Origin of the sequence: Paracoccus sp. MC1854, from assembly GCF_014164635.1 — a bacterium.
Taxonomy (GTDB): domain Bacteria; phylum Pseudomonadota; class Alphaproteobacteria; order Rhodobacterales; family Rhodobacteraceae; genus Paracoccus.
In genome coordinates, this window is the sequence record NZ_JACJFU010000014.1 from 24,697 (window position 1) to 35,878 (window position 11,182).

Below are 11,182 nucleotides of genomic sequence, written 5' to 3' on the forward strand. Positions count from 1 at the left end.
CATGACCCAGGCTGACTTCCTGAAATGCCCGTTCCCGCCGGCGCGCGCCCTGCCGGACGGGCCGCCGACCGGGCCTGCCCGCTTCTTCAACCGGGAAATGAGCTGGCTCAGCTTCAACTGGCGGGTGCTGGACGAGGCGAGGAACCCGCGCGTGCCGCTCTTGGAACGGCTGCGGTTCCTGTCGATCTCGGCCACCAACCTTGACGAGTTCTATACCGTCCGCGTCGCTGGGCTGATGGAACTTGTGCGCGAGGGGAACGCCACGCCCTCGGACGACGGATTGACGCCGGCCGAGCAGTTGAGCCTGATCAACGCCGACGCCCGCCGCCTGATGGGCGCGCAGCAGACCGTCTGGAACAAGCTGCGCCGCGAGATGGAGCGCGCGGGAATCGTCATCCTGTCGCGGTCCCGCGTCACCCGTGCCGAGGCCGCCTTCCTGCGCCAGCATTTCATCGAACAGGTGTTTCCGGTGCTGACGCCCATGGCGGTCGATCCGGCGCATCCCTTTCCCTTCATCCCGAATGCCGGCTTCAGCCTTGCGCTGGAACTTGCCCGCGAATCCGACGGGCAGCAGATGCAGGCGCTTCTGCCGATTCCGGGCCAGCTCAAGCGGTTCATCCCCCTGCCGGGCGGGCAGCGCTTCCTGCGGTTGGAAGACCTGCTGCTGATGCACCTGTCGCGCCTGTTCCCCGGCTATCGCGACATTGGCCATTGTGGCTTCCGGGTTCTGCGCGATAGTGACCTCGAGGTCGAGGAGGAGGCCGAGGACCTCGTGCGCGAGTTCGAGACGGCGCTGAAACGCCGCCGACGCGGCGAGGTGATCCGCCTGAAGATCACCGCCGGCTCGCCCGACCGCCTGCGCCGCACCATCATGCAGGAACTGGACGTCGGGTCCGATGAGATGGTCGAGGTCGAGGGCCTGCTGGGCATGGCCGATGTGCGCGAACTGGTGCTGGACAGCCGCCGCGACCTGCAATGGCCCTCGTTCACGCCGCGGGTGCCGGAACGGGTGCAGGACCACGACGGCGACATGTTCGCCGCGATCCGGCAAAAGGACATGCTGCTGCACCACCCCTACGAGACCTTCGACATGGTCATCCGCTTCCTGAACCAGGCGGCGCGCGACCCGGATGTGGTGGCGATCAAGCAGACGCTTTACCGCACCAGCCGCGACAGCCCGATCGTGGACGCGCTGTGCGAGGCGGCCGAAAGCGGCAAATCCGTCACCGCGCTGGTCGAGCTCAAGGCCCGCTTCGACGAGGCCGCGAACATCCGCCAGTCGCGGCGGCTGGAACGGTCGGGCGCCCATGTCGTCTATGGCTTCATGCAGATGAAGACCCACGCCAAGATTTCCAGCGTGGTCCGACGCGAGGGCGAGCGGCTGGTGACCTATACCCATTACGGGACAGGCAATTATCACCCGATCACCGCGCGCATCTATACCGACCTGTCGCTGTTCACCTGCGACCCGGCGCTGGGTCGCGATGCGGCCAAGGTCTTCAACTTCCTGTCGGGCTACGTCCAGCCCGAGGGGCTGGAAAACCTCGCCATCAGCCCCATCGACCTGAAATCGACGCTGATTGACCTGATCGGGCGCGAGGCCGAATTCGCCCGCCGTGGCCGCCCGGCCGAGATCTGGGCCAAGATGAACAGCCTGATCGAGAAGGACGTGATCGACGCTCTTTACGCCGCATCCAACGCGGGCGTGAAGATCAACCTCGTGATCCGCGGCATCTGCGGCGTCAGGCCCGGCATCGCGGGGCTGTCGGAAAACATCCGGGTCAAGTCCATCGTCGGGCGCTTCCTGGAACACAGCCGCATCGTCTGCTTCGGCAACGGCCACGGGCTGCCCTCGCGCAAGGCGCGGGTCTTCATCAGTTCGGCCGACTGGATGGCCCGAAACCTGTCCCGCCGGGTGGAAACCCTGGTCGAATGCATGAACGACACGGTCAAGGCCCAGATCACCAGCCAGATCATGGCCGCCAACATGGCCGACGAGGCGCAGAGCTGGCTGTTGCAACCAGATGGCCGCTATCTGCGTCATCTTCCCGAGGATCGTGACGACCTGTTCAACTGTCACCGCTTCTTCATGGAAAACCCCTCCCTGTCGGGGCGGGGCACGGCTGGGGCAGGAGACGTGCCGGCCCTGACCCACGCCAGCGAGTGAACCTCGACCGCGGCCGGGCCTGTCGTCCCGTCGCCAGCCAGTGAGAAGACCGATGAACGTGACGACCGCCCCCGGCCAGAAACCTTCCCCCTTCGGCAAGCAGGGATTGCCCATCCGCTCGGCGCGCGAATTGAAGCGGGTCGGGGTCGTGGATGTGGGGTCGAACTCGATCCGCCTTGTCGTCTTCGACGGCGCCGCCCGCAGTCCCGCCTATTTCTACAACGAGAAGGTCATGGCCGGGCTGGGGCAGGGGCTTGCCACGACCGGCCGGCTGAACCCCGAGGGCGTGGTCCGAGGGATGGCCGCGCTCAAGCGGTTCGCGGCGCTGGCCCGCGGGATGGGGATCGAGGATCTGACCTGCGTTGCCACTGCCGCCGTGCGCGAGGCCGAGGACGGCCCCGCCTTTCACCGCGCCGTCACCCGCCAGACCGGCCTGAAGCTGGTGGTGATCGAGGGCACGGAGGAAGCGCGCCTGTCCGCCCAGGGCGTGCTGCTGGGTTGGCCCAACGCCCGCGGGCTTGTCTGCGACATCGGCGGCAACTCGATGGAGGTGGCAGAGGTCGGCAATGGCACCGTGGGACGCCGCGCGTCGTCCCCGCTGGGTCCCTTCCGGTTGCAGCAGGTCGAGGCCAAGGGCCTCAAGCGCCATATCGAGACGGTGATGGAGGGGCTGGTCGAGGCCGTGGGCGCCGACCACGAACTGATCTACCTGGTCGGCGGATCGTGGCGGGCGATCGCGCGTCTGGACATGGAACGGCGCGGCTATCCCATGACGGTGCTGCACGAATACCGCATGACGCCCGACGCCGTGGCGGCCACGGCCAAGTTCATCGCCCGCATGAACCTGTCCGAGCTGAAGGCGCTGACCGGGATTTCGGCGTCCCGCCTGGAACTGGTGCCCCTGGCGGTGCAGGTGCTGCGCCAGCTTGTCCAGACGTTCCAGCCGCGCGAGATCGCTGTCAGTTCATATGGCATCCGCGAGGGGCTGCTTTACGAACAGATGTCCGACAGCATCCGCCGGCGCGACCCGCTGATCGAGGCCGCCCGCTTCACCGAGCGGCAGATGTCCCGCATCCCCGGCACGGGCAAGAAGCTTCACCAGTTCCTGTCGCCCTTGTTCGAGGGCGCCCCGCCCGAGCGTCACCGCCTCGTCCGCGCGGCCTGCCACCTGCACGACACGAGCTGGCGGGCGCATCCCGACTACCGGGCCGAGGCGTGCTTCGACAACGTGACGCGCTCGAACCTTGCTGCGCTGTCGCACCCCGAGCGTGTGTTCCTGGGGCTGGCGCTGCTGAACCGCTACAAGAACGGGCGCGCCGTCGGCACGTCGCCGATGGCGCCGCTGCTGAAGCTGCTCAGCGACGAGGAGATCCGCGACGCGGAAACCTTGGGTCGCGCCATGCGCTTCGGCGCGATGTTTGCCATCGGCGAACCCGCCGAGGCGGGGACGTTGACGCTGGACCGCGAGGCCGGGACCCTGACACTGACCCTGACCCGCACCGGCCGCAACCTGATGGCCGAGGTCGCCGAGGCCCGGCTGAAGGCGCTTGCGGCGGGAATGGGTGTCGAGGCGGTGGTCAACTGAAACCATGCTGCGGGCCGTTCTGCCGAAGGCAGGACGATTGCGGTTTCAGGCAGCGTGAATTTCCTCGATCCGGGGATGTCCTCTGGCATCGGTATAGCCACGGTGCCAGTGGTAGTTCCACAGCCCTTCATGGGCATCGAACGTATCTGCCAACGAGGATCTGAAAGCCAGGTATCCTTTTGCCTGTCTCAATCTGCCCAGGACCACGCTCGGCAGACGCCTCCTGAGAGGAATGATGTGCTCGCTTCTTTCCATGCGTTCGCGCAGCCCGACGCCGAGTCCATGCCGATAGGCGCGAAAGTTCCAGAACGACGGAGAAACCTGATGCGGGCGGACAATGTGCTGGACACGCGGGCCTGACGCAAAGAAGGACCTGTATCCCAAGGACTCAAGGCGCAGGCAGAATTCGGTTTCGCTGCCCATGGGGTAGGTCCTGTTGTTCGCATTGGGGCCGATGGCCTCGTTGAAGGTGATCCCCTTGTCGAACACGGCCCGGCGAACGGCCATGTTGGGACCGAAGATGTCGCCCGCGTCGATCGGGCCTTCCATGTGGTTGCAGGCGGCAAACAACTCCGCGAAATGGAAGCGGGACTCGAGCATCCACGCCGGGGGCTCCTTCTGGAACAGCAGATCGACCTGGCCGCCGAACAGGTCGAAATCGGGCTGGGCCTTCGCAATACGCGCCCACTGATTTAGAAGATCAGGGGCCGGAATCGCGTCGTCATCCGTGACAACGATCAGCGATCCTTCAAGCTTCGGCAAAGCCGCATTCAGCGCACCATTCTTCCCTGGCACCGGATGATTGATGACGGTCAGAGGCAAGCGTGAAGAATAGCTGCGAAGGCATTCCGCTGTTTCATCGGTGCTGGCATTGTTCACGACAACCATGTTCCAGGTGCAGTCGCAGCTTTGACGGGCATACGCATCCAGAACGAAAGGCAGCACATCCGCACCGTTGTGCGTCGAGAACAGAACAGTCAAATCCATGGCAGACAATCAACCAACATCCTGAACCCTGCTGTTTTGCAGCCAGGGTGTGAACTCTGTAAAGTAGCGGATAAATGCATGAACCCGGGGCTTGGTTTCCGGTTTCCTCGTACCCTGCAGGATAATGTGCCTTTTCATGGCTCGGGCAAACACAAAGGGCGCCCGCAGGCGCCCTCTGGTCTTCTTCCGCTTTATCAGCGGATCACATCATGTCCATGCCGCCCATGCCGCCCATGCCGCCGCCGGCACCGGCCGCCGACTTCGGCTCGGGCTTCTCGGCGATCATGGCTTCGGTGGTGATCAGCAGGCCCGCGACCGAGGCGGCGTCTTCCAGCGCGGTGCGGACGACCTTCGCGGGGTCGATCACGCCGAACTTGAACATGTCGCCATATTCCTCGGTCTGCGCGTTGAAGCCGAAGGACTTGTCATCCGATTCACGCACCTTGCCCGCGACCACGGCGCCGTCGACGCCGGCGTTTTCCGCGATCTGGCGCATCGGAGCCTCAAGCGCCCGGCGGACGATGGCGATGCCGGCGTTCTGATCGGAGTTCTCGCCTTCCAGTCCTTCCAGCGTCTTGGCGCCCTGAACCAGGGCCACGCCGCCGCCGACGACGATGCCTTCCTGCACCGCGGCGCGGGTGGCGTTCAGCGCGTCATCGACGCGGTCCTTGCGCTCCTTCACCTCGATCTCGGTCATGCCGCCGACGCGGATCACGGCCACGCCGCCGGCCAGCTTGGCAACACGCTCCTGCAGCTTTTCCTTGTCGTAGTCCGAGGTGGTTTCCTCGATCTGCTGGCGGATCTGGGAAACGCGGGCCTCAATCTCGGACTTTTCACCGGCACCGTCGATGATGGTGGTGTTGTCCTTGTTGATCGTGATCCGCTTGGCGCGGCCGAGCATGTCGATGCCGACATTCTCAAGCTTCATGCCGAGGTCTTCCGAGATCACCTGACCGCCGGTCAGGATCGCGATGTCCTGCAGCATGGCCTTGCGGCGATCGCCGAAGCCCGGCGCCTTGACGGCCGCGACCTTCAGGCCACCGCGCAGGCGGTTGACGACCAGCGTGGCCAGCGCCTCGCCCTCGATGTCCTCAGCCACGATCAGCAGCGGCTTGCCCGACTGGATCACGGCTTCCAGCAGCGGGACCATCGGCTGCAGCGAGGACAGCTTCTTTTCGTGCAGCAGGATCAGGCCGTCTTCCAGTTCCGCGACCATCTTTTCGGGGTTGGTCACGAAATAGGGCGACAGGTAGCCGCGGTCGAACTGCATCCCTTCGACGACTTCGACCTCGGTCTCCATCCCCTTGTTTTCTTCGACGGTGATGACACCCTCGTTGCCGACGCGCTGCATCGCCTGGGCGATCTGCTCGCCGATGAAGGCTTCGCCGTTGGCCGAGATGGTGCCGACCTGGGCCACTTCGGCGCTGTCGGACACGGGGCGCGAGGCCGACTTGATCGATTCCACGACCTTGGTCACGGCCAGGTCGATGCCGCGCTTGAGGTCCATCGGGTTCATGCCGGCGGCGACGGCCTTCAGACCTTCCTTGATGATCGCCTGGGCCAGGACTGTCGCGGTGGTGGTGCCGTCGCCCGCCTCGTCATTAGTGCGCGAGGCCACTTCGCGGACCATCTGCGCGCCCATGTTCTCGAACTTGTCGGTCAGTTCGATTTCCTTGGCGACGGTGACGCCGTCCTTGGTGATGCGCGGTGCGCCAAACGACTTGTCCAGGATCACGTTGCGGCCCTTCGGACCCAGCGTCACCTTGACCGCATCGGCGAGAATGTTCACGCCCTTCAGCATCCGATCGCGCGCGTCGGTGCTGAACTTGACTTCTTTACCAGCCATTTATTCGTTCCTTGTCTGAGGGTTGAAGCGATGCCGTCAGGGATCAGCCGATGATCCCGAGGATGTCGCTTTCCTTCATGATGAGCAGCTCTTCGCCGTCCAGCGTCACTTCGGTGCCCGACCACTTGCCGAACAGGATACGGTCGCCGGCCTTGACCGCCGGTGCGATCAACTCGCCCGAATCCTTGCGGGCGCCTTCGCCCACGGCGACGATCTCGCCCTCGGCGGGCTTTTCCTTGGCGGTGTCGGGGATGATCAGGCCGCCCTTGGTCTTTTCTTCCGACTCGACGCGGCGGACCAGCACGCGGTCGTGCAGCGGTTTGAATGTCATCGTGAACACTCCGATATTTCAGGTTGCAGTGTGTTGTTGGCACTCAGACCAGCCGAGTGCCAATGGCGTCGAGATAGGCCAGCCTCACGAGGGTGTCAACCCGTGGATGCACGGGTTGGGACGGCCGGGTCCCTGTGCCTAGATGGCATCGGGAATGAAAGGAAACCGCCCATGAACCTTGTCACCCGCCTGCTTGCGCCAATGGTGGCCGCTGCCGCCCTGCTGCTGGCCACCGGCCCGGGCCATGCGCTGACCGATCCCGGCCGCGCCAGCGGGACGGATGCGCCCCTCTGCACCGGCGCCGACCTGATGGCGGATCTTCCCGCCGAACGGCAGGCGCAGATCGCCGAGGCCGTGGCGGCGACCCCCTATGCGCAGGGCATCCGCTACCGCGCGACCAGGGGTGACGCGGTGATCGAGATCGTCGGCACCTATCACTTCGGCGACCCGCGCCACGATCCGACGGTGACCGCCATGCGCCCCTTGATCGAAGACGCAGGCGCGCTGCTGGTCGAGGCGGGGCCAGACGAGGAACGCCGCCTGACCGCCGCGCTGGCCGACGACCCGTCGCTGATGGTGGATGCCGATGGCCCGACGCTGCCCGAGCGGATGGACGATGCCGAATGGCGGGAACTCAGCGCCGCCATGGCCGCGCGTGGCCTGCCCGCGATCATGGTCAGCCGCCTGCGGCCCTGGTATGTCGCGATGATGCTGGGGCTGTCCCCCTGCATGATCGAGGCCGCGCAATCTGGGGATGGTGGCGAGGGCCTCGACCATCGGCTGATCGAGGTCGCCGAGGACAGCGGCACGCCCATCCTTGCGCTGGAACCCTGGGACACCGTCTTCGGCATCTTCCGCGACCTGACGCCCGAAGAGGAGCTGGACATGATCCGCGCCGCGTTGCCCGCGGCGCAACTGGCCGATGACTATGCCGCGACGACGCTCGAAGCCTATTTCCGTGGCGACATCTGGGCGATCTGGGAATACGGGCGGCTGGATGCCTACGACTCGGGCCTGCCGCGCGAGGCCGTGGACCGCCAGTTGCAGCTTGCCGAAGCGCGGCTGATGACCGAGCGGAACAGATCGTGGATCGAGCCGTTGACGCAGGCGGCGGACAAGGCCGCGGCAGAGGGCAGGCCGGTCGTCGCGGCCTTCGGAGCGCTGCACCTTCCGGGCGAGACCGGGGTGCTGCGGCTTCTGAAACGCGATGGCTGGACGATTACAGGGGACAGGGAATGAGCAGGACCGACAACCGCTGGGCCGACGAGGAAGCCTTGTGGACCATGGGGGCCGCCGAGGCGTGGCGCCGGATGCATCCCTCCTGCGTGATGGTTTTCCCAAAGGGGCTGATGCAGGGCGGCGAGGTCCGGACCTGGCTTGACGCCGGCCGCCGCTGGACCGCCGCGCGGCTGACCGACCGCCGCATGGTCGAGACCGAGGATTGCGTCGTCCTAGCCTATCGCGTCACGGCGAATGGCAAGAACGGCGACACCGAGGCGCTGTGCAGCTCGACCTGGGTGCGGCAGAAGGACGACTGGCAGATGATCCAGCATCAGCAGACGACGATCACCGGGTAGGCCCCGCGCCGCTTCACGCCCTCGCAGGGGCGGCATGCCATCCCGAACCCGCCACGATGGGCCGCTAGCCGCACGGATTCTCCGGCGGCCAGCGCCAACGCATCGCCATCTGCGCCCATCTTCTTCGTGCAAGTATCCCGGGGGTCCGGGGGCTGGCCCCCGGTCCGGCGCTGCCGCCTGCGCGGCGGTTCTGCTTCACAACAGGCCTCCCCGCACCTATAAGCCGCCGCGACTCCGCCATGAAGGGATGCTCCATGATCCAGGTTTTCGGCCACAAGGCCCCCGACACCGACTCGACCGGCTCGCCCCTGATCTGGGCCTGGTATCTTTCCGAGGCCCGCAAGACCCCGGCCAAGGCGGTGCTGCAGGGGATGCCCAACACGGAAGCCGTGTGGATGCTGGGCAAGTGGGGCGTCGAGATGCCCGAGATCATCGACGACGTGGCCGCGGGCGACCGCTGCGTGATCGTGGACACCAACAACCCGGCCGAACTGCCCGCCTCGCTGGCCGAGGCCGAGGTGATCGAGATCATCGACCACCACCTGCTGGCCGGCGGCATCACCACCCGCACGCCGATCAACATCACCATCCGCCCGCTGGCCTGCACTGCGACGATCATGCACGATCTGATCGGCGCCGACCTCGACCGCGCGCCGCGCTGGGTCAAGGGCCTGATGCTGACCTGCATCCTGTCCGACACGCTGGAATTCCGCTCGCCCACCACCACGCCGCATGACCGCAGGGTCGCCGAAAAGCTGGCCAAGGACCTCGACATTGCGATCCCGTCCTTTGCGACCGAGATGTTCACTGCGAAATCCGACGTCTCCTCCTTCTCGGACGCGGCGCTGCTGAAGATGGACAGCAAGGAATACATGGTGGACGGCAAGCAGATGCGGATTTCCGTGCTGGAAACCACCGCGCCGCAGGTGCTGCTGGACCGCAAGGACCGGCTGATGGCCGCCATGCCCGGTGTCGCGGCCGAGGACGGCGCCGACCAGGTGATGCTGTTCGTCGTGGACATCCTGAACGAGGAAGCCACCCTGCTGGTCCCCAACGACTTTGTCCGCCGTGTGGCCGAGGCATCGTTCGGCGTCCCGGTCGAGGGCGACACCGTCGTCCTGCCCGGCATCATGAGCCGCAAGAAGCAGATCATCCCTGCGCTCAAGGTCTGAGCCGGGCAATGAACGACCATGGGGGCCGGGGCGATTCCCGGCCCCTCGCATTTCCGAAGGCCAGCGAAAGGGCAGGGACGTGACCCGCATCATCAAGAACCTCGCCGAGATCGGCGGCGACTATGGCGTGCTGTTCTGCGACCTGTGGGGCTGCGTCCATAACGGTCGCGAGGCCTATCCTGCTGCCATCGCTGCCCTTCAGGCCTATCGCCGCCAGGGCGGACGCGTCGCGCTTGTGACCAATGCCCCCCGCCCGCGCCCGCTGGTGGCCGAGCAGATCGCGCGCCTTGGCGTGCCGGATGATGCCTGGGACGACATCGTGACCTCGGGCGATGCGGCGCAGGATGCGATGTTCTCGGGCCGCGTCGGCGCCCGCGTCTGGCATGTCGGCCCCGATCGCGACATCGGCTTCTTCACCGAAACGGACGATCCGCGTGTCGCCGAAATCACCCGCGTGCCGCTGGACGAGGCAGAGGGCATCGTCGTCACCGGCCCCTACGATGACATGACCGAGACGCCCGAGGATTACCGCGAGCGTCTGGAACAGGCCCGCGCCCGCAACCTGCCGCTGCTTTGCGCCAATCCCGACCTCGTCGTGGATTACGGCGAGCAGCGGCTTTACTGCGCCGGGGCGCTGGCTGCGCTTTATGAGGACATGGGCGGCGAGTCGCTGTATTTCGGCAAGCCCCACGCGCCGATCTACGACCTCGCCCGGCGTCACCTCGGCATCGGCCCCGAGGTTCCGGCGCTCGCCATCGGCGACGGCATCGGCACCGACATCGCCGGCGCCGTGAACCAAGGCATCGATTCGCTGTTCGTCACCGGGGGCCTCGCCGCCGAGCACATGGGTGCGGACGTGGAGCGCCCCGATTCCAAACGGATGCTGCAATGGCTGGAAGAACAGGCGATCTCGCCCACCTATGCCATCGGCAGGCTGCGGTGACGCTGCGGCAATAATCGTTCCCTGCCGCGCATTGAACTTTCGTATTATTGCTCGATGCCAAGGCTTTTGCTACGCTGCAATGCAGCAGGGGATCATGGACATGCTCGACAACCAGCCACGCGGCACCATCGTCATCGAGGATCTCGAGATCGGGATGATGCGCCACCTGCTCAAGCAGGTGACGGACCAGGACATCGAGATGTTCGCGCAGGTCTCGACCGACCGGAACCCGGTGCATCTGGACGAGGCCTATGCCCGCGACACGATCTTCGAGGGACGGATCGCCCACGGGATGCTGACGGCGGGGCTGATTTCCGCGGTGATCGGGGAACAGCTTCCCGGCCACGGCACCGTCTATCTGGGCCAGACGCTGAAGTTCATGGGGCCTGTCCGCCCCGGCGACATGGTGCGGGCCGAGGTGCAGGTGGAAGGCATCGACCATGCGAAGCGCCGCGTCACCCTTGCCACGCGCTGCCTCGTCGGCGATACGGTCGTGCTGAAAGGCGAGGCGGTGGTTCTGGCGCCGTCCCGCAAGTTCGACTGACCGATCCGGCCAAGGCATGGCCCGGACATG

At 65.9% G+C, this 11,182-nt stretch carries 10 protein-coding genes; 7 read left to right on the forward strand and 3 right to left on the reverse strand.

Going from position 1 to position 11,182, the window contains the following annotated elements; translation table 11 throughout:
- Position 1: 1 nt before the first annotated feature.
- Entirely contained in the window at positions 2-2,167 is a 2,166-nt protein-coding gene (locus H5395_RS11805) for an RNA degradosome polyphosphate kinase (protein ID WP_182792780.1), read from the forward strand.
- A 52-nt stretch (positions 2,168-2,219) separates the two neighbouring features.
- The gene (locus H5395_RS11810; RefSeq protein WP_182792781.1) at positions 2,220-3,752 is read left to right on the forward strand and encodes a Ppx/GppA family phosphatase; all 1,533 of its coding nucleotides are present in this window, start codon (positions 2,220-2,222) and stop codon (positions 3,750-3,752) included.
- Positions 3,753-3,797: 45 nt separating this feature from the next.
- Here the strand turns inward: H5395_RS11810 and H5395_RS11815 are convergent, their stop codons facing one another.
- From H5395_RS11815 to groES, 3 genes are all read right to left on the reverse strand, one after another.
- Entirely contained in the window at positions 3,798-4,739 is a 942-nt protein-coding gene (locus H5395_RS11815; protein WP_182792782.1) for a glycosyltransferase family 2 protein, read from the reverse strand.
- A gap of 202 nt (positions 4,740-4,941) precedes the next feature.
- Complete coding sequence (gene groL, locus H5395_RS11820) at positions 4,942-6,585, reverse strand: chaperonin GroEL (RefSeq protein WP_182792783.1); 1,644 nt, start codon at positions 6,583-6,585, stop codon at positions 4,942-4,944.
- A gap of 43 nt (positions 6,586-6,628) precedes the next feature.
- The gene (gene groES / locus H5395_RS11825; protein ID WP_182792784.1) at positions 6,629-6,916 is read right to left on the reverse strand and encodes a co-chaperone GroES; all 288 of its coding nucleotides are present in this window, start codon (positions 6,914-6,916) and stop codon (positions 6,629-6,631) included.
- A 171-nt stretch (positions 6,917-7,087) separates the two neighbouring features.
- Here groES and H5395_RS11830 point away from each other — a divergent pair, with 171 nt between their 5' ends.
- The 5 genes from H5395_RS11830 (at position 7,088) to H5395_RS11850 (ending at position 11,152) form a co-directional block, all read left to right on the forward strand.
- The gene (locus tag H5395_RS11830; protein ID WP_182792785.1) at positions 7,088-8,155 is read left to right on the forward strand and encodes a TraB/GumN family protein; all 1,068 of its coding nucleotides are present in this window, start codon (positions 7,088-7,090) and stop codon (positions 8,153-8,155) included.
- Positions 8,152-8,493, forward strand: a complete 342-nt coding sequence (locus tag H5395_RS11835; protein ID WP_182792786.1) for a nuclear transport factor 2 family protein — start codon at positions 8,152-8,154, stop codon at positions 8,491-8,493. The genes H5395_RS11830 and H5395_RS11835 overlap by 4 nt, the downstream gene beginning before the upstream one ends.
- A gap of 254 nt (positions 8,494-8,747) precedes the next feature.
- Positions 8,748-9,665, forward strand: coding sequence for a manganese-dependent inorganic pyrophosphatase (locus H5395_RS11840; protein ID WP_182792787.1), 918 nt, complete (start codon positions 8,748-8,750; stop codon positions 9,663-9,665).
- A 79-nt stretch (positions 9,666-9,744) separates the two neighbouring features.
- A complete protein-coding gene (locus H5395_RS11845) occupies positions 9,745-10,608 on the forward strand; it encodes a TIGR01459 family HAD-type hydrolase (RefSeq protein ID WP_182792788.1) in 864 nt (287 codons plus the stop codon).
- A gap of 100 nt (positions 10,609-10,708) precedes the next feature.
- Positions 10,709-11,152 (forward strand): MaoC family dehydratase, encoded by a 444-nt coding sequence (locus H5395_RS11850; RefSeq protein ID WP_182792789.1) that lies wholly within the window; start codon positions 10,709-10,711, stop codon positions 11,150-11,152.
- Positions 11,153-11,182 lie beyond the last annotated feature (30 nt).

Excerpts from the sequence above, each read along its gene's own strand:
- H5395_RS11805 (WP_182792780.1), top strand. The coding sequence starts at position 2 with ATGACCCAGGCTGACTTCCTGAAATGCCCGTTCCCGCCGGCGCGCGCC.
- H5395_RS11810 (WP_182792781.1), top strand. The coding sequence starts at position 2,220 with ATGAACGTGACGACCGCCCCCGGCCAGAAACCTTCCCCCTTCGGCAAG.
- H5395_RS11815 (WP_182792782.1), bottom strand. The coding sequence starts at position 4,739 with ATGGATTTGACTGTTCTGTTCTCGACGCACAACGGTGCGGATGTGCTG.
- groL (WP_182792783.1), bottom strand. The coding sequence starts at position 6,585 with ATGGCTGGTAAAGAAGTCAAGTTCAGCACCGACGCGCGCGATCGGATG.
- groES (WP_182792784.1), bottom strand. The coding sequence starts at position 6,916 with ATGACATTCAAACCGCTGCACGACCGCGTGCTGGTCCGCCGCGTCGAG.
- H5395_RS11830 (WP_182792785.1), top strand. The coding sequence starts at position 7,088 with ATGAACCTTGTCACCCGCCTGCTTGCGCCAATGGTGGCCGCTGCCGCC.
- H5395_RS11835 (WP_182792786.1), top strand. The coding sequence starts at position 8,152 with ATGAGCAGGACCGACAACCGCTGGGCCGACGAGGAAGCCTTGTGGACC.
- H5395_RS11840 (WP_182792787.1), top strand. The coding sequence starts at position 8,748 with ATGATCCAGGTTTTCGGCCACAAGGCCCCCGACACCGACTCGACCGGC.
- H5395_RS11850 (WP_182792789.1), top strand. The coding sequence starts at position 10,709 with ATGCTCGACAACCAGCCACGCGGCACCATCGTCATCGAGGATCTCGAG.